Raw genomic sequence first — 17,532 nt, forward strand, 5'->3', positions numbered from 1 at the left:
GTTGCTGAGAGCCTCCCCGAGGAGTCGCACATGAGTACCTACCTGATCACGGGCGCCACCGGTTTCCTGGGCCGCCGGATCGTCCCCCTGCTGCTGGAGCGCGAGCCCGAGGCGGAGGTGCACCTGCTCGTGCGCCCGTCCTCCGCGTCCAAGCTGGACGAATGGCGCGCCCGATGGGGCGAGGACCGCGTCCGCCCGCTGCTCGGCGACCTCGGCGCGCCCGGCCTGGGCCTCGCCGCGGAGCCCGAGGGCGTCGACGCCGTCCTGCACCTGGGTGCGGTCTACGACATGGGCGCGAGCGCGGAGGCGAACGACCGGGTCAACGTCGAAGGCACCCGCGCCGTCATCGATCTGGCGCGCCGCGCCGGCGCCGAGCTGCATCACGTCTCCTCCGTCGCCGTCGCGGGGGACTACCGGGGAAGCTTCGGCGAGAACGACTTCGACCTCGGGCAGGGCTTCCCCTCGCCGTACCACCGCACCAAGTTCGAGTCCGAGAAGCTGGTGCGCGAGGCCGAGGACCTGCGCTGGCGCGTCTACCGGCCCGCCATCGTGGTCGGGGACTCGCGCACCGGCGAGATGGACAAGATCGACGGGCCGTACTACTTCTTCCCGACCTTCGACGCCCTGCGGCGCGTCCCGTCGATGATCCCGATGGTGTTGCCGGACACCGGTGATACGAACGTCGTCCCGGTCGACTACGTCGCCGCGGCGCTGGTCGAGCTCCTGCTCCGGCCGGACGGAACGGGTCGGACGTACCACCTGGTGAACCCGGAACCGCAGAGCGTGCTGGAGCTGTACCGGGCCATCGCCCGGCCCGCGGGCGCGCCCCGCGCGGTGGGCAGGGTGCCGCGCCGCGTGGTGGACCCCGCCCTGCGCGCGAGCGGTGCGGGCAAGGTGGGCGTCCTGCGCGACACCGCCCTCAAGCAGGCAGGCATCCCGCCGAAGGCCTTCGAGAACCTCGGCTTCACGGCGACCTACACCTCGCAGCCCACGCAGCGGGCGCTGCAGGGCACCGGGATCGAGGTCCCGCCGCTGAAGGACTACGGGCCCCGGCTCTTCCAGTACTGGCGCGAGCAGCTCGACCCCGCGCGGCTCCGCCGCCGCGACCCGATCGCCGGGCGCCATGTGGTCATCACCGGCGCCTCGTCGGGCATCGGCCGGCAGACGGCGATCGAGCTCGGCGAGCGGGGCGCGCGCGTGATCCTGCTGGCGCGCAACGCCGCCGAACTCGAGGCCACGGCGGAGCAGGTGCGGGCGAGCGGCGGAGAGGCCGCCACGTACGTGTGCGACGTGACCGACGGCGACGTCGTCGACGCGACCGTGGCCCGGGTCCTCGCGGACCACGGCCACGTCGACTACCTGATCAACAACGCGGGCCGGTCGATCCGGCGGTCCGTCAAGGCCTCCACCGGCCGGATGCACGACTTCGAGCGCACCATGGACGTGAACTACTTCGGCGCCGTGCGGATGATCCTCGCGCTGCTCCCGCACATGCGGGAGCGGGGCTTCGGCCACGTCGTGAACATCTCCAGCATCGGCGTTCTCGCGCGGGGGCCGCGGTTCTCGGCGTACGTCGCGAGCAAGGCGGCCCTCGACGCGTTCACCGACATCGCGGCCACCGAGACCCTGTCGGATCACGTCACCTTCACCAACGTCCACATGCCACTGGTCCGGACCGAGATGATCGCCCCTACCGAGGCCTACGACGATGCGCACGTCATCAGCCCGGAGAAGGCGGCCCGGATCATCATCCGCGCCATGCGCGAGCGGCCCACACGGGTGAACACGCCGCTCGGCGTGGTCGGCGCGCTGGGCCGCACCTTCACCCCGCGGATCACCCGGCGGATGCTCCACCAGGACTACCTCACGACGCGCGACTCGGCCGCGGCGAAGGGCGTGTCGGCGTAGGTGCGGAGCGGGCGTTTGCGCTCAGCTCGACTCGAACGCTCGCGCCCGACACGGCTCCGGTGTTCACTGGAGCGGTGGGATGGGTGGCGGTGGTGCGGCGTGTCGGTATCGCGGTACTGACCCTGCTGTTGGCGTCCATCGTCATCTTCTCGGTGCTGCACGCGGTTCCGGGTGATCCCGCGGTGGCACTCGCCGGTGCGGACGCGTCGCCGGCGACCCTGGAGGCGCTCCGCCACGAGCTGGGCCTCGACCGGCCGCTGGTCGTGCAGTACCTGCAGTGGCTCGGCGGGGCGCTCACGGGTGACCTCGGTCGGTCCTACGTCATCGGGGGCAGGATCGACGCGCTCCTCGCCGACGGCCTGCGCAACACCGCTGCCCTGGGGCTCACGGCCCTGGTGATCGCGGTCGTGGCCGCCGCGGCGCTGTCGTTCGTCGCCGTCGCCTCGCGCAGGACGTGGGTGCGGTCGGCGATCGCCGGGTTCGAGGTGATCGGGATCGCGGTACCGCCCTTCGTGACCGGCGTCCTCCTCGTCGAGTTCTTCGCCGTCGTATGGCCGGTGCTGCCCGCGGGCGGCACGCCGCCGCGCGGCTACACCGACGACGTGGGGATCACGCTCCAGTACCTGCTGCTGCCCGCCGTCTGCCTCGCGATCCCGGTGGCCTCGACCTTCACCCGGTTCTTCTCCGAGGCGCTCCGCACCGAGTGGGCACGGCCCTACGTGCTGACCGCGCGCGCCGCGGGCGTTCCGGCGGGCCGGATCCTGTTGCGGGGAGCGGCCCGCAACGCGCTGCCCTCGGTGGTCACGGTGTTCGGCATCCAGGCCGGCCAGCTGCTCGGTTCGGCGGTGTTGGTCGAGGCGATCTTCGCGTGGCCCGGTCTGGGGCAACTCCTCGGGCAGGGCATCGCGGCGCGCGACTATCCGGTGGTGCAGGCGGTGCTTCTGCTCGCGGTCACCGTGTTCGTCGTCATCGCGCTGCTCACCGACGCCGCGTACCGCCTCCTCGACCCCACCCGGAGGCCGGCATGACGCGCTCGCGCACCCTGCTCGCCGGGGCCGCACTGCTCCTTCTCCTCGGGCTTCTCGGCGTCGCCGCACCGCTGCTGGCGCCCGAGGATCCCCTCCGGCAGATCCCCGGAGCGAACCTGCTGCCTCCGGTAGCCGGCCACCCGCTGGGCACCGACGATCTGAACCGGGACGTCCTCAGTCGCGTGCTGTACGGGATCCGGACCAGTCTGCTCGTGATCTTCACCGCGGTTCCGATCGCCGCGCTGATCGGCGTCGGGCTGGGCGTCGCGAGCACCGCCCATCGGGCGATCGACACCGTCCTCGCCCGCGCCTCCGACGTCGTCCTGGCGTTCCCCGCGCTGATCCTCGCGATCCTGCTCACTGCGCTGCGGGGCCCGGGCATCGTCACCGTCGTGCTCGCGATCGCCGTCGCCGAGGCACCGGTCTTCCTCCGGCTGACCCGCGCCGAGATCCTGCGTCTGCGGGGAACCGCCTACGTCGAGGCGGCCCGGGTCGCCGGCGCGTCGCCGGGCACCGTCCTCGCCAAACACGTGCTGCCCAACGCGCTCGAGCCGCTCGCAGTCCAGGTGGCGCTCGCCCTCTCCCTCGGCGTCTTCGTCGAGTCCGGGCTGAGCTTCGTGGGGGTCGGGGTGCGCCCGCCGACGCCGTCCCTGGGCTCGGTGCTGGCGGGAGCGGTGAACAACTGGGACGCCAACGCCGCGTACGCCTGGGGGCCGCTGGTCGCGATCGTCGCCCTCTCGCTCGCCCTGTTGCTCATCGCCCGAGGATTCGCGGGGGCCCGCCGATGACCGCGCCGCTGACCATCTCCGGTCTCACGGTCACCGGCCCCGACGGTCGGGTACTCGTCGACGGCCTCGACCTGACCGTCTCGGCGGCCTCCGTCACGGCCCTGGTCGGCGAGTCCGGTTCAGGCAAGACGCTCACGGGCCTCGCGATCCTCGGCCTCCTGCCCGCGGGGCTCTCCGCCACGGGCAGCATCGAGCTCGGTGGGGAGCAGGTGATCGGGCGCAGCGAGCGCGAACTGCGACCACTGCGTGGGACGCGCGCGGCACTGGTCTTCCAGGAACCGCAGTCGGCACTCAATCCGTCGCAGCGGATCTGGCGGCAGATCCTCCAGGTCCTGCGCGCCCACAGGCGGGTGGGGCGCGCCGACGGTCGGCGCCGGGCGATCGAATTGCTTACCGACGTCGGCATCCCCGAACCCGACGTCCGCGCCGACTGGTACCCGCACCAGCTCTCCGGCGGGCAGAAGCAGCGCGTGGTCATCGCCCTCGCCCTCGCCGCCGAGCCCGCGCTCCTCATCGCCGACGAGCCGACGACCGCGCTCGACGTCACCGTCCAGGCGCAGATCCTCGCGCTGCTCCGCGACCTGCGCGACCGGAAGGGCCTTGCGGTCCTGCTCATCTCGCACAACCTGGGCGTCGTCGCCGACCTCGCCGACACCGTCACCGTCGTCCGCGCGGGCGAGACCGTCGAGGCCGCGCCGGTCGACGAGATCTTCGCGCACCCACGGGCCGCGTACACCCGGGAGCTGCTCGGCGCCGTTCCTCGTCTCCCCACCGGGGCCGGGCAGGCGGGGGACACCCCGGCGCCGGAACCGGTCGTGCGTGTCGAGGGACTTCGCGTGGTGTTCGACGGTGCGCCCGCGCTCGACGGCGTCGATCTCACGGTGGGTCGCGGTGAGGTGGTGGGGCTCGTCGGCGAATCGGGCTCGGGGAAGACGACGCTGGGGCGCGTCCTCGTCGGCCTTCAGGGCGCCGATGCGGGCCTCGTCGACGTGCGCGCGACGAAACTTGGGCTCGTCCACCAGGACCCGTACGCCGCGCTCGACCCGCGCTGGGACGTCGGCCGGATCGTGGTGGAGCCGCTGCACATCGCCGGTCAGCGCGACAACCGGATCCTGCGGGAACGCGCCGCCGACCTGATCGACGCCGTCCGGCTCCCGGCGGACGTGCTGCGTCGGCGGCCCGCCGAACTCAGCGGAGGTCAGCGGCAGCGCGTGGCCCTCGCGCGCGCCCTGGCGGGCTCGCCCGACCTCGTAGTGGCGGACGAGCCGACCAGTGCACTGGACGTGTCCGTGCAGGCGGGCGTCCTGGACCTGTTCCGGGAACTGCACGCGGAGTTCGGTTTCGCCGCGGTGTTCATCACCCATGATCTCGCCGTGGTGGGCGAGGTCGCGGATCGGGCGGTGGTGCTGCGGCACGGCCGCGTCGTCGAGGAGGGACCGGCGAGGTCCCTGCTGGCGGCGCCTCGATCGGAGTACGCGCAGGAGCTCGTGGCCGCGGTGCCGGTGCCCGACCCGGAGGTCCAACGGGCGCGGCGGGAGGAGCGGCGATGAACGGCGTCACGCGACGATCGGTTCTGCTGGGGGCGTTGGGAATCGGCGCGGCGGGCGCGCTGTCGGGGTGCACGTCCGCCGTCCAGCAGGCGCGGGACGCGAACGCCGCGCCCGGCGGCGCCGGCGGCACACTGGTGCTCGGCTCGTTGGCCGACATCGACCCGAAGTCGATCTACAGCCAGTCGGTCACGACGATGGCGATCGGCCTCCTGGTGTGGGACACCCTGATCCGGTACGACCGGAGCACGCGCACACCCCGCCCCGCGGTGGCCCGGTCATGGGACGCCGCACCCGACGGCCGGAGCCTGACCCTGCACCTGCGGGACGACGTCCGCTTCCACACCGGTCGCCCGCTCACGTCGAAGGACGTCGCGTACGCCGTGTCGGTCTACGCATCCGACGCCGCGGGTTCCCAATTGCAGTCGGCGGCGAAAGCGGTGACTGCGGTCGACACCCCGGATCCGTACACCGCCGTCCTGCGGTTCGCCGCCCCCGTGCCGAACGTCTTCGACCTGCTGGAGTTCATGCTGCTCGTCGATTCCGAATCGGCCGCGGAGCTGCGTGCGGGGACGAGCTTCGTGGGCACCGGGCCGTTCCGGTTCGACGGCCGCGAGGTGGCGGCGAGCGCCCGCTTCCGCCGCTTCGACGGGTACTGGCGAGGGCCCGCTCGCCTCGACGGCGTGACGCTGCGCGTGGTCCGCGACGCCGGTGCGCTCCTCACGTCGATCCGGGCGGGACAGTCCGATCTCGATCTCGACGCCGCGCCGCGGGCGCTGCGGCAGTTCCGGGACCAGTCGCTGTACCGGATCACGACCGGTGACGTCCACGACGCCGCGTACTACGTGGGCGCCAACGTCGCCGCGCCCGCCCTGGCGGACAAGCAGGTGCGGCAGGCGATCTCGTACGCCGTCGACCGGGACCGGATCGCCGCGGAGGTGTTCGCGGGCGCGGCCCTGCCGAGCTCGGCGCCGTGGGCCGCGAGCTCGCCCGGGTACGACGGTGCGGCCGCGTCCCACTACCGGAAGGATCATGAGCGGGCCCGCGCGCTGCTCGCTGCGGCCGGCGGTCCCCGACGCCTGGCCCTGAGCTACCCGACCGGATTGGCCGCGGCACCGGCGATCGCGGCGATCGTGCAGAACGACCTGGCGGAGGTCGGGGTCACCGTCGACCTGGATCCCCGGGAGCAGGCCGCCTTCTCGCCCTTCCTCAAGTCCGGGAAGCACGAATTGTGGGTGGGCCCGCACGGCTTCGGCCAGTCCGACCCGCTGACCCTGGCGAGCGGCGCCGCGCCCTTCAAGCCGAAGGGCAACCTGTCGGGGTTCTCCGCGCCCGAGTACACGGGCCTCGTCGCGCGTCTGGCGGAGGAGGGGCCGGGCCGGCCGGCGGTGCTGCGGGAGTACACGGACTACCTGCTCGATCAGCAGTTCGTCATCGACCTCGTGGTCTCGCCCGCCACCTACGTCTCACCCGCACGGGTCAAGGGCCTGGACTGGAACCTCTACAAGTACATCGACCTGCACGGCGTCACGATCCGCTGATCACAGCCAGCGGTAGCGCACCTCGGGGCGTCCGCGCCCGCCGTACTCGGTGACCCGCTCGCACAACCGGTCGTCCGCGAGGCGCTCGAGGTAGCGCCAGGCGGTCACGCGCGACATTCCCGTGCGGGCGGCCACGTCGGCGGCGCCGAGCGGTTCGTCGGCGTGGCGCAGCGCGCCCGTCACGGCCTCCAGAGTCGACGGTGCCAGCCCCTTCGGAGCCGTCGTCGCCGCGGGCGCCTCGCGCAGCGCGGCGAAGGCGGCGTCCACCTCCCGCTGGCCCACGTCGCCGCCGCCCAGCGCGTCCCGGAAGGAGAGGTAGCGGCGCAGCCGGTCCGCGAAGGCGGCGAAGGTGAACGGCTTGATCAGGTAGAGGATCGCGCCGCTCGCCATCGCGCCCCGGACGGTCTCCATGTCGCGGGCCGAGGTGATCACCATGACGTCGGGCCGCGGCCGGACGGAGGCGAGGTCCGCCGCGAGGTCGAGGCCGCTGCGATCCGGCAGCCCCACATCGGCGAGCACGAGGTCGACGGGCGGGCCGGCGACGGCGGACCGCCGGACCTCGCCGAGCGCGGCGGCGGCCGTGCCGGCGACCCCGGCAACCTCGAAACCGTCCATGCGCCGGACGTATTCGGCGTGCGCGCGGGCGATCTGAGGCTCGTCGTCGACCACCAGCACTCGGATCGTCATCGCTCTCCCTCCGGTAGGCGCACCGTCACCGTCGACGGCGCGCGCTCCGCCTCGATCGTGCCACCCGCCTGCCGCACCACCTGATCGACCAGGGCGAGGCCGAGCCCGCCGCCGTGCAGGCGGCCGCTGCGGTCCTTGGTCGAGTAGCCGCGTGTCCGGGCGAGGGCGAACTCGTCGGCGGACATGCCGGGGCCGCTGTCGGCGACCCGCAGCTCCCATGCACCGCCGGGGCTGGCCGCCGAGAGTTCCACCCAGCCACCCGGTCCGGCGGCGTCGACCGCGTTGTCCACGAGGTTGCCGAGGAGGGTGAGCAGCTGCGCGTCGGGGAGCGGCGCGCGGGCGAGGTCGGTGCCCTCCGCCACGGTGAGCTCGACGTCGAGCGCCGACGCCGCGGCCGTCTTCGCCACGAGCAGCGCGACCGCCGACGGGGCCGGATCGCCCGCGAGCCGGTCGATGAGCTCCTGGGAGGCGGACCGATCGGCCACGGCCAGATCCGCCGCCGCCTCGTCCTCGCCGAGCTCGATCATGGTCACCACGGAGTGCAGCCGGTTGGCGTGCTCGTGCGCCTGGGCGCTCAGCGCGTCGGCGAGGGAGCGGGCCGTGTCGAGTTCGCCGAGGACCGTTTGCAGTTCGGTGCGGTCGCGGACCGTCAGGACGGTGCCGATCGGGCCGGTCGGGCCGGTGACGGGTCGGCGATTCACCAGGAGCACGCGGTTGCCGGTCACGTGCAGCTCGTCGTCGAGGTCGGCGGCGCCCCGCAGTGACGCCGGCAGGTCGTCCTGTTCGACGTCGCCGTCCGGCAGCTCGAGGAGGCGGCGCGCCTCGTCGTTGACCACGCGCGCGGGGCCGTCGGGCGCGTCGGCGTCGAAGACGAGCAGGCCCTCGGAGAGCGTGTGCAGCACCGCGTCGTGGTGCTCGTAGAGCCCGCGCAGGTCGTGCGCGGAGAGGCCGAGGGTCTGGCGGCGCAGCCGCCGCTGCGCGACCGCGGAGAGCGCCACCAGCACGAGCAGCGCGCCAAGGACGACCGCGAGGATGCGGGGCAGCGCGTCGCGCACCTGGTCCCCGAGCCGGGCCCGGGTCACCCCGGCGGAGACCAGCCCCACCAGCGCGCCGGAGGCGTCGTGGACGGGCGTGACGGTGCGGATCGACGGGCCGAGGCTGCCCGCGTAGGTCTCCGTGAACGTCTCGCCCGCGAGCGCCCGGTCGATGGTGCCGGTGAACTTCCCGCCGATCAGCTCGGGGTCGGCGTGGCTCAGGCGCGTGCGGTCGGGCCGCATCACCACGACGAAATCGAGGCCGCCGAGCGCCCCGACGTTCTCCGCCACGGGTTGCATCATCGCCGCCCCATCGGGTGCGGCGAGCGCCGCCACCGTCGACGGGGAGGCCGCGAGCGCGACCGCGGCGGCCCGGGTCTGGGCCCGGGCGGTGCGGTCACCGTCGTCCCGCGCCTGGGTCACGACCAGCCACGACGCGCCCACGGCGATCGTCAGCAGGATCGCCACCTGCGCCAGGAAGGACTGGGCGGCGACGCTGCGGGTTCTGTTCCTCACGATGAAGACGTTTACACAATGAACACAAGCTGTGCTGCAAGTCACACTTCTCGCAGTATCGATTCAGGCCGATTCAGGCCCATCGATCAAGGAGGACGCCGTGGCGGCTCAAGGAAAACGCGACCGGACGCACTGGCTCTACATCGCGGTGATCATCGCCGTGGTGGCCGGCGTGATCGTGGGCCTGGTGGCCCCCGAGTTCGGCAAGGGGCTCAAACCCCTCGGCGACCTCTTCGTCAGCCTGATCAAGATGATGATCAGCCCGGTGATCTTCTGCACCATCGTGCTCGGCATCGGTTCCGTGCGGGCCGCGGCCAGCGTCGGCAAGATCGGCGGCCTCGCGCTCGGCTACTTCATCGGCATGTCGACCTTCGCGCTCGGCATCGGCATCGTCGTCGGCAATCTGCTCAAGCCGGGCACCGGCCTCGGCATCCACGCCGACCCGGCCGTCGGCGCGAAGTACGCGGACCAGGCGCACGCCGCCGGCGGCACCTGGGGCTTCATCCAGGGCATCGTGCCCGAGACGCTGTTCTCGGCGCTCACCGCCGGCAGCGTGCTGCAGGCGCTCTTCGTGGCGCTTCTGGTGGGCTTCGCGCTGCAGGCCATGGGCCCCGCGGGCGAGCCAGTGGTGCGCGCGATCGGCGTGCTGCAGAAGCTGGTCTTCCGCGTGCTCGTGATGGTGCTGTGGCTCGCTCCCGTGGGCGCCTTCGGGGCGATGGCGGCCGTGGTCGGGGCGACGGGCTTCGACGCCGTCATCCAGCTCGGCTGGCTGATGCTCGCCTTCTACATCACCTGCGCGCTGTTCGTCTTCGTGGTGCTCGGGACGCTGCTGCGCCTCGTGACGGGCCTCTCGGTGTTCAAGCTCGCCCGCTACCTGGGCCGCGAGTACCTGCTCATCGTCGCGACGTCGTCGAGCGAGTCGGCCCTGCCCCGGCTCATCGCCAAGATGGAGCACGCGGGCGTCGAGAAGACCACCGTCGGCATCGTGGTGCCCACCGGCTACTCGTTCAACCTCGACGGCACCGCGATCTACCTGACCATGGCCTCGCTGTTCATCGCCGACGCGATGGGCTCGCCGCTGAGCTACGCGGAGCAGTTCTCGCTGCTGCTGTTCATGATGATCGCCTCGAAGGGCGCCGCTGGCGTCACCGGCGCCGGCCTCGCGACCCTGGCCGGCGGCCTGCAGAGCCACCGCCCGGAGCTGCTCGGCGGCGTCAGCGTCATCGTCGGCATCGACCGGTTCATGTCGGAGGCCCGCGCGCTCACCAACTTCTCCGGCAATGCGATCGCCACGCTGCTGATCGGCAAGTGGACGTCCACCGTCGACCTGGCGCAGACCCAGCGCGTGCTCGACAAGCAGGACCCGTTCGACGAGGCGACGATGGTCGACGACCACGGCACCGAGGCCCCGCCCGCCCCGGACGCGAAGGTCGCCGCCGCGCACTGACACAACGCCTGAATTGAACGACGTTTTGGAGAGTCCGACCTGCGGGTTCGCTCTCCAAAACGTCGTTCAATTGCGTCAGCGGGCGAAGCGCGCGCGGACCGCATCCTCCGTGAGGCCGTAGTCCTCGAGCGAGTAGGTGTGGTTGGGGCGGCGGGCGCCGGAGCGGCTGGCGTCGTGCATCGCCGACATCGACTGCCGCGCATCATCGGTCAGCTCCAGCCCGAACCCCTCGTAGATGTTCCCGACGGTGCCGAGCGGGTCGGCGACCAGGTCGGGGTAGTCCACGTCCACGAACTGATCGCCGCGGCCGTCGGCGGTGTGCCGGGCGCGGGCCTCGTCGAAGGCGTCGAGCCCGCGCGCCCAGGTGTCGAGCTGATCGGCGCCGATGGTCGCGCCGGTGAAGGCCGTCGACCAGCCCTCGGTCGCGTGTTGCGCGAGCGAGCAGACGGAGGCGATGATCGTCTCGGCCGGCCGGTGGCACTGGACGATCAGGGCGTCCGGGTACACCTCGAGGACCGCGTCGAGCGCGAAGAGGTGGCTCGGGTTCTTGAGCACCCACCGCTTGCCGGGATCGTTCATGCCGATCAGCTGCAGGTTCCGCTTGTGCCGGCGGTACGCGGGCGTCCAGTCCTGCTCGGCCAGCCAGGCCGCGTACGACGGGACGTGGGCGAGGCACTCGTAGGAGACGGAGTGCACGGACTGGCGCAGCAGCTGCCAGCACTCCTCGACCTCCGACGCCGACATGTAGTGCAGCCCCATGAATTCGGGGTGCTCGGTGTGGTGCTGTGCGTACTGCTCGTCGAGGAGCTTGTAGACGGGGTTCTCCGCCCAGGTCGCGCGCGGGGGTCGCGGCTGCGGGACCTCCGCCAGCCACATCTGCAGGCCCTGATTGCCGGGGTCCGCGTCGAGCAGGCGGTGCAGGGCCGTCGTGCCGGAGCGGGGGAGGCCGGTGACGAACATCGGCCGCTCGACGGCGACGTCGGCGTGGCCGGGGTTCGCCGCGAACGCCGCCTCGCTGATGAGGCGCGCGGAGAGCGCGCCCCGGAGGAAGACGCGCGAGAGCTTCGAGCCGAGCTCGGTGAGCGCCGCTTCGTCGCGGTAGGAGTCCAGCAGGACCTGCAGGGCCTCGCGATAGCCGTCCGACGGGTCGCCGAAGTCGCTCAGCCCGGTGCGCCGCATCGCGGACTCGTGCAGATCGTCGACCGTGCCGACGGACGTGGTGATCTCAGACATGGAACTCTCCGCAGTTGACGTCGAGCGTCTGGCCGGTGATGCCGGACGCGCGGGGTGAGGCGAGGAACAGGACGGCCGAGGCCACCTCGTCCTCGGTGGGCAGGCGCCGCAGGTCGGAGTTCTTCGCCGCGTCGGCGTAGTCCTCCTCGACCGTGACGCCCTTGGTGCTGGCGCGGTACTCGAAGTAGGCCTTGAGCGTGTCGCCCCAGATCCAGCCCGGCACCACGGAATTGATCCGGATGCCCTCGGGGCCGAGCTCGGTGGCGAGCGACTGCGCGAGCGCGAGCTGCGCCGTCTTCCCGGCCTTGTAGCCGCCGTAGCGCAGGTCGGAGTGGCGGATCACCATCGAGTTCACGTTGACCACGGCGCCGCCGCCGTCCGCGGCGGCCAGGGCCTCGCGGAAGGCGAGCACGGTGCGCAGCGCGCCGAGCGCCATGAGGTCGACGCTCTGCAGGATGTGCGCGGGATCGGTCTTCACCAGGCGCTGCATCGACGGGTACGTGAACGCGTTGTTGACCACCGCGTCGACCCGGCCGAAGCGCTCCTGGACCTGCGTCGCCAGCGCGGCGAGCGAGTCCTCGTCGGTGATGTCCACGGGGATCGCGACGGCACCGTCGATCTCAGCGGCCATCGCTTCGAGGCGTTCCGCTGTCCGCGCGACGAGCACGACCTGCGCGGCCTCGTCCGCGAACCGTCGGGCGAGCACGGCGCCGAGGGCCGGCCCCGCCCCCGCGATGACGACGACCCTGCCGTCCAGGCCCAGTCCGGCCATCAGCCGACCATCCTTTCGCCGATGAGCCGCGCGCGCTCCGCGATGCGGGCGCGCCACGCGGCGCCCTCGATGCGGTTGGCCGCGTGGTGGGGGAGGTGCTGCGCGACCTCCGCGAGCGGGACCACCTGCGCGGTGGGGCCGTCGGCGGCGGTGAGCGGGGAAGCGGTGCGCTGCCAGCGGAACTGGAGGTAGCCCCGGCGGTGCCCGAGCGTCTCGATCCAGTTGGCGACGCCGGGATCGTTGTTCGACACCACGATCCGGATCATGCCGTCCGGGTCCACCTGTGCCTGAGACCCGTTGAGCGAGGTCTGGTGGTGGATGTAGTCGAGGGAGATGTACCAGAGGCTGCCGAGCTGGAAGCCCAGGTACGGCGCGTCGCCGCGGGGGACCGTGATGATCAGCGCCTGGTCGTCGGCGAGGTCGTAGTGCCCGACCGACGAGAACTGGGTGGCGAGGCCGCCGGGCGTGAGCCGCGGCGCCGTCAGCGTGTTCACCGGGAGCGGGTCGTAGAACCACTTGGGGAACTGAAGCCAGGTCTTCACGCGGTTCACCAGCTGCTTGCCCGCGGCGGCGTAGCGCTTGGCCATGAGCTCGGGGGTGACCGGGGGCGGGGCGGTGCCCGCGGTATCGGCGCGCGCGATGGCGAAGGTGCTGCGCTCCGCCGACCAGTCGTCGAAGACCTCGCGGATCACCAACTGCGCCTTGCCGGGAGGTAGCCGGTAGTAGGAGCCGGGGACGGCCTCGCCCGGGCCGAAGCGGACCTCGAACCGGCCGTCGGCGTCGACGTTCAGCTCGCGGTCGTCGAAGGCGACGGTGCTGGCCGGCACGTTGTCGTCGGTGTACTCGCCGCCGCCCAGCACCTGGAAGCTGACGTCGCACGTGGTGCCGCGGCGGCCGGTGACCACGTACTCGTGCGCGCCGTCGACCCGCGCACCGAAGTACAGCGTGTCCGGGTTGTCGAGGCCCATCTTCGTGAACGGCCCCGTGCCGCTGAGCAGGAACGGGTGGTCCTTGTCGAAGTGGAAGGCGCCGTGCACGCAGGCCGCCACGCCCTGCGCGAGGTACTGCAGCCCCTCCAGCAGGTCGGCCTCGGTCTCGATGTGCGGTGCCGCGGCGACGAGGCCCTCGGCCTCGGTGATCGCCGCGACGAGCGGATCGCTGTACATCCCACCTCCGATAGTGGTACAAATGTGGACCAATGTGGTAGAACCTGTTCCAGACCGTAGGCGCAGGTGTCGGCGAGTGTCAAGGAGTGGCGATGACGGAGTCGGTGGAATCGGCGGAGCGGGCCGTGGCGGCGGGGCGGACCTCGCCGCCCACCGAGCGCGTGGTGGCGGTGCTCGACTTCCTCTCGCGGCACGAGCGGGAGCGGTTCGGCATCTCGGAGCTCGCGCGGCGGGTGGGCCTGAGCAAGCCGACCTGCCTCGGGATCGCCGCCACGCTGGTCGAATCGGGATATCTGATCCGGGACGACCGGGACAAGACCTACCGTCTCGGGCCGGCGCTGATCCCCCTCGGGCGGGCCGCTCGTACCTCGCTGCGGGCCGACCCCGCGGGCGGCGACGTGCTCGCCGGGCTGTGGGAGGCCTTCGGGCACCCGGTCTCGCTGTCGGGCGTCGTCGGCGACCGGGTGACGGTGCTCGACGTGGCCGTCGACCCGGGGCGCCCGGCGATGGTCACGGTCGGCGACAGCTACCCGTTCACCCCGCCGATCGGGCTCATGTACGTGCTCTGGGACCGCACCGGCCGGCTGGAGCGGTGGCTCGCGCGTGATCACGTCCGCGCCGACGGCGACCGGCTCGCCCGCGTCATCGAGACCTGCCGTGCCGACGGCTACCTCGTCGAGTTGCTCACCCCCGCGGGGCAGCAGCTGTACCGGCTCATGGCCGGCGTGCCCGGCGACATCCCCGCGGAGCTGCGGGCTCTGATCGGGGAGGTCGTCGCGGGCATCGGCGACCGTGTTCACCTGCGGGGCGAGGCGGAAGACGGTGGCGCGGCGCAGAACGTCAGCGTGATCTCGGCGCCGGTCTTCGACGGCGACGGCGCGCAGGCGATGGTCGCGAGCATCTACGTGAGCGCCGAGCTCGACGAACGGGGGATCGCGGAGCGGGCGGCCGCGCTCGTCGCCGCCGCCGACCGGATCACCGTCCGGATCGGGGGTAGCAAGCCGCGGCGCTGAGGTGTTGACAGTCGGCGAGAACAGGTTCTAATCTTCGGAACAAGAATGGACCGCAATGGTCCAAATATGAACCGGAGGTTGGAGTGGTGGAGACGACGGTCGCCGCGGATCATCTGCGGCTCCTCGAGGCGGAGGCGGTGTACGTCTTCCGTGAGGTGGCGGCCACCTTCGAGCGGCCCGTGCTGCTGTTCTCGGGTGGCAAGGATTCGGTGGTCATGGTGCACCTCGCCGCCAAGGCCTTCTGGCCCGCGGCGATCCCGTTCCCGGTGCTGCACATCGACACCGGGCACAACTTCGACGAGGTCCTCGCCTTCCGCGACGAACTCGCCGCCGACCGCGGGCTCCGGCTCGTCGTCGGCAGCGTCCAGGACGACATCGACTCCGGCGCCGTCGTCGAGCCCACCGGCCCGGGCGCCACCCGCAACCGGCTGCAGACCGCGACGCTGCTGCGCACCCTCGGCGAGCACCGCTTCGACGCCGCCTTCGGCGGGGCGCGCCGCGACGAGGACAAGGCCCGCGCCAAGGAGCGGATCTTCAGCTTCCGAGACCGCTTCGGGCAGTGGGACCCCCGCGCGCAGCGCCCCGAGCTGTGGAACATCTTCAACGGCCTGCACCAGAAGGGCGAGCACATCCGCGTGTTCCCGCTCTCGAACTGGACCGAGCTCGACATCTGGCAGTACATCGCCGCCGAGGCGATCGCCCTGCCGGCGCTGTACTACGCGCACGAGCGCGAGGTGATCGAGCGCGACGGGATGCTGCTGTCCACCGGGCCGCTCGTCGCGCCCCTGCCCGGCGAGACGCCCGAGCGCCGGACCGTGCGGTTCCGCACCGTCGGCGACGCGACCTGCACCGGCGCGGTGGAATCGGACGCCACCACCCCCGACGCCGTCGTGGCCGAGGTCGCCACCACCCGGATCACCGAGCGCGGCGCGACCCGCGCCGACGACCGGATCTCGGAGGCGGGCATGGAGGATAGGAAGAAAGAGGGGTACTTCTGATGGAGATCCTGCGCATCGCGACGGCCGGCAGCGTGGACGACGGCAAGTCGACGCTCATCGGACGGCTGCTCTTCGAATCCAAGTCCGTGCTGGAGGACCAGCTCAGCGCGGTCGCCGCCACCACCGCCGCCCGGGGAGAGGAGGGCGTCGACCTGGCGCTGCTCACCGACGGCCTGCGGGCCGAGCGGGAACAGGGCATCACGATCGACGTCGCCCACCGCTACTTCGCCACCGCCACGCGGAAGTTCATCCTCGCCGACACCCCCGGGCACGAGCAGTACACCCGCAACATGGTCACCGGGGCGTCGACGGCCGACGTCGCGCTGATCCTCGTCGACGCCCGGCACGGCCTCACCCGGCAGTCCCGCCGGCACACCTTCCTCACCTCGCTCCTCGGCGTCGAGCACATCGTGCTGTGCGTCAACAAGATGGACCTGGTCGACTTCGATCGCGCCCGGTTCGACGCCATCCGCGCCGAGTTCGCCGAATTCGCGGCCAAGCTCGAGGTGCACGACGTGGAGGCCATCCCGGTCTCCGCGCTGCTCGGCGACAACATCACCGAGCGCTCGGCGAACACCCCCTGGTACGACGGCCCGTCGCTGCTCTACCACCTGGAGAACGTGCACGTGGTGAGCGACCGCAACCTCATCGACGCGCGCCTGCCGGTCCAGTACGTGATCCGGCCCCGCGACAGCGACTTCCGGGGCGTCGCCGGCACCGTCGCCTCCGGGGCGTTCGCGGTCGGCGACGAGGTGGTCGCGCTCCCGTCGGGCTTCACCACGACGGTGGCCGAGCTCTACCGGCCCGGCGGCGCGAAGGCCGACCGGCTGGAGGCGGGGGAGGCCGCGTGCGTCCGGCTCGCGGACCACCTGGACGTGGGCCGCGGCGACGTGCTGTGCCGGCCCGCGAACCGCCCGCAGTCCGCCACGGACCTCGACACGACGCTCTGCTGGTTCTCCGACACCGCGAAGCTCACCGTCGGCGCCGAGTACCGGATGCTGCACGCCCACACCGCCGAGCCCGTGCGGGTGGAGGCGCTGGACTACCGGCTGGACACCAGCACCCTGCACCGCGATCAGGACGCCGCCGAGCTCGGGCTCAACGACATCGGCCGGGTGCAGCTCACCGCGCGCCGCCCCGTCCTGTTCGACCCGTACCGGCGCAACCGGACCACCGGCAGCTTCGTGCTGGTGCATCCGCAGACCAACGAGACCGTCGCCGCGGGGATGATCACCGGCCCCACCCTCAAGTCGACCGCTGTCGTCTGGCACGGCGCGGCCGTGCGGCGCGAGGACCGCGCGACGCGGGGCGGCACCGTCTGGCTGACGGGGCTCTCCGCGTCGGGCAAGTCGACGGTGGCGTGCGAGCTCGAGCGCCTGCTGGTTGCGCGCGGCGTGCCCGCGTACCGGCTCGACGGCGACAACCTGCGGCACGGCCTCAACGCCGACCTCGGCTTCTCCGCCGCCGACCGGGCCGAGAACGTGCGGCGCGTGGGTGCCGTCGCGCAGCTGCTCGCCGACGCCGGGACGGTGGCGATCGCCTCCCTGATCAGCCCGTACCGCGAGGATCGGGACCGGATCCGCGCGCAGCACGAGGAGGCGGGCCTGCCCTTCGTGGAGGTGTTCGTGGACACCCCCGTCGAGCTGTGCGAACAGCGCGACCCCAAGGGCATGTACGCCAAGGCGAGGGCCGGCGAGATCCCCGAGTTCACCGGGATCAGCGCGCCCTACGAGGCGCCGGAACGGCCCGAGCTGGTGCTGCGGCCCGAGGACGGGGAGCTCGCGGAACAGGCGCTGGTGGTGCTGGACCGCTGGCTGAAACTCCGGCCGTGAATCACCCGTCTAAACTGGGCTG

The 17,532-nt window shown here is 72.2% G+C and carries 14 protein-coding genes; 9 read left to right on the forward strand and 5 right to left on the reverse strand.

The genetic code is table 11. From position 1 onward, the window contains the following. Positions 1-30: 30 nt before the first annotated feature. From WFK95_RS13655 to WFK95_RS13675, 5 genes are all read left to right on the forward strand, one after another. Positions 31-1,908: an SDR family oxidoreductase gene (locus WFK95_RS13655; RefSeq protein WP_224649219.1), complete on the forward strand. Its 1,878-nt coding sequence runs from the start codon at positions 31-33 to the stop codon at positions 1,906-1,908. Between the two features lie 74 nt (positions 1,909-1,982). After that, positions 1,983-2,936, forward strand: a complete 954-nt coding sequence (locus WFK95_RS13660; protein ID WP_336671025.1) for an ABC transporter permease — start codon at positions 1,983-1,985, stop codon at positions 2,934-2,936. Continuing rightward, positions 2,933-3,724: an ABC transporter permease gene (locus WFK95_RS13665; protein ID WP_224649215.1), complete on the forward strand. Its 792-nt coding sequence runs from the start codon at positions 2,933-2,935 to the stop codon at positions 3,722-3,724. The genes WFK95_RS13660 and WFK95_RS13665 overlap by 4 nt, the downstream gene beginning before the upstream one ends. Further along, positions 3,721-5,274: an ATP-binding cassette domain-containing protein gene (locus WFK95_RS13670; RefSeq protein ID WP_224649213.1), complete on the forward strand. Its 1,554-nt coding sequence runs from the start codon at positions 3,721-3,723 to the stop codon at positions 5,272-5,274. The genes WFK95_RS13665 and WFK95_RS13670 overlap by 4 nt, the downstream gene beginning before the upstream one ends. Continuing rightward, positions 5,271-6,812 carry an ABC transporter substrate-binding protein gene (locus tag WFK95_RS13675; RefSeq protein ID WP_336671026.1) on the forward strand — a complete coding sequence of 514 codons (1,542 nt, stop codon included), beginning with the start codon at positions 5,271-5,273 and terminating at the stop codon, positions 6,810-6,812. The genes WFK95_RS13670 and WFK95_RS13675 overlap by 4 nt, the downstream gene beginning before the upstream one ends. Here WFK95_RS13675 and WFK95_RS13680 read toward each other — a convergent pair whose 3' ends face one another. Both WFK95_RS13680 and WFK95_RS13685 read right to left on the reverse strand, forming a co-directional pair. Beyond that, positions 6,813-7,499, reverse strand: coding sequence for a response regulator (locus WFK95_RS13680; RefSeq protein ID WP_224649208.1), 687 nt, complete (start codon positions 7,497-7,499; stop codon positions 6,813-6,815). Further along, a complete protein-coding gene (locus WFK95_RS13685; RefSeq protein WP_224649205.1) occupies positions 7,496-9,049 on the reverse strand; it encodes a sensor histidine kinase in 1,554 nt (517 codons plus the stop codon). Before WFK95_RS13685 ends, WFK95_RS13680 begins: the two co-directional genes overlap by 4 nt. 100 nt (positions 9,050-9,149) lie before the next feature. On the opposite strand from WFK95_RS13685, the gene WFK95_RS13690 reads away from it, so the two are divergent. Further along, complete coding sequence (locus tag WFK95_RS13690; RefSeq protein ID WP_224649203.1) at positions 9,150-10,496, forward strand: cation:dicarboxylate symporter family transporter; 1,347 nt, start codon at positions 9,150-9,152, stop codon at positions 10,494-10,496. Between the two features lie 75 nt (positions 10,497-10,571). Here the strand turns inward: WFK95_RS13690 and WFK95_RS13695 are convergent, their stop codons facing one another. The 3 genes from WFK95_RS13695 to WFK95_RS13705 are packed head-to-tail and all read right to left on the reverse strand — an operon-like array spanning position 10,572 to position 13,667. Next, the gene (locus WFK95_RS13695; RefSeq protein ID WP_224649201.1) at positions 10,572-11,729 is read right to left on the reverse strand and encodes a sulfotransferase family protein; all 1,158 of its coding nucleotides are present in this window, start codon (positions 11,727-11,729) and stop codon (positions 10,572-10,574) included. After that, complete coding sequence (locus tag WFK95_RS13700) at positions 11,722-12,501, reverse strand: SDR family oxidoreductase (protein WP_336671027.1); 780 nt, start codon at positions 12,499-12,501, stop codon at positions 11,722-11,724. Before WFK95_RS13700 ends, WFK95_RS13695 begins: the two co-directional genes overlap by 8 nt. Beyond that, positions 12,501-13,667, reverse strand: coding sequence for a hypothetical protein (locus WFK95_RS13705; protein ID WP_224649197.1), 1,167 nt, complete (start codon positions 13,665-13,667; stop codon positions 12,501-12,503). Before WFK95_RS13705 ends, WFK95_RS13700 begins: the two co-directional genes overlap by 1 nt. Positions 13,668-13,759: 92 nt before the next feature. Here WFK95_RS13705 and WFK95_RS13710 point away from each other — a divergent pair, with 92 nt between their 5' ends. From WFK95_RS13710 to cysC, 3 genes are all read left to right on the forward strand, one after another. After that, positions 13,760-14,680, forward strand: a complete 921-nt coding sequence (locus WFK95_RS13710; RefSeq protein WP_224649195.1) for an IclR family transcriptional regulator — start codon at positions 13,760-13,762, stop codon at positions 14,678-14,680. A gap of 83 nt (positions 14,681-14,763) precedes the next feature. Next, complete coding sequence (gene cysD / locus WFK95_RS13715) at positions 14,764-15,678, forward strand: sulfate adenylyltransferase subunit CysD (protein ID WP_374201344.1); 915 nt, start codon at positions 14,764-14,766, stop codon at positions 15,676-15,678. Further along, positions 15,678-17,510, forward strand: coding sequence for an adenylyl-sulfate kinase (cysC, locus tag WFK95_RS13720; RefSeq protein ID WP_336671028.1), 1,833 nt, complete (start codon positions 15,678-15,680; stop codon positions 17,508-17,510). Before cysD ends, cysC begins: the two co-directional genes overlap by 1 nt. Positions 17,511-17,532: the final 22 nt, after the last annotated feature.

Source organism: Tsukamurella sp. USMM236, from assembly GCF_037148755.1.
Lineage (GTDB): Bacteria > Actinomycetota > Actinomycetes > Mycobacteriales > Mycobacteriaceae > Tsukamurella.

Excerpts from the sequence above, each read along its gene's own strand:
- cysC (WP_336671028.1), top strand. The coding sequence starts at position 15,678 with ATGGAGATCCTGCGCATCGCGACGGCCGGCAGCGTGGACGACGGCAAG.
- WFK95_RS13695 (WP_224649201.1), bottom strand. The coding sequence starts at position 11,729 with ATGTCTGAGATCACCACGTCCGTCGGCACGGTCGACGATCTGCACGAG.
- WFK95_RS13680 (WP_224649208.1), bottom strand. The coding sequence starts at position 7,499 with ATGACGATCCGAGTGCTGGTGGTCGACGACGAGCCTCAGATCGCCCGC.
- WFK95_RS13655 (WP_224649219.1), top strand. The coding sequence starts at position 31 with ATGAGTACCTACCTGATCACGGGCGCCACCGGTTTCCTGGGCCGCCGG.
- WFK95_RS13705 (WP_224649197.1), bottom strand. The coding sequence starts at position 13,667 with ATGTACAGCGATCCGCTCGTCGCGGCGATCACCGAGGCCGAGGGCCTC.
- WFK95_RS13700 (WP_336671027.1), bottom strand. The coding sequence starts at position 12,501 with ATGGCCGGACTGGGCCTGGACGGCAGGGTCGTCGTCATCGCGGGGGCG.
- WFK95_RS13670 (WP_224649213.1), top strand. The coding sequence starts at position 3,721 with ATGACCGCGCCGCTGACCATCTCCGGTCTCACGGTCACCGGCCCCGAC.
- WFK95_RS13675 (WP_336671026.1), top strand. The coding sequence starts at position 5,271 with ATGAACGGCGTCACGCGACGATCGGTTCTGCTGGGGGCGTTGGGAATC.
- WFK95_RS13665 (WP_224649215.1), top strand. The coding sequence starts at position 2,933 with ATGACGCGCTCGCGCACCCTGCTCGCCGGGGCCGCACTGCTCCTTCTC.
- WFK95_RS13710 (WP_224649195.1), top strand. The coding sequence starts at position 13,760 with ATGACGGAGTCGGTGGAATCGGCGGAGCGGGCCGTGGCGGCGGGGCGG.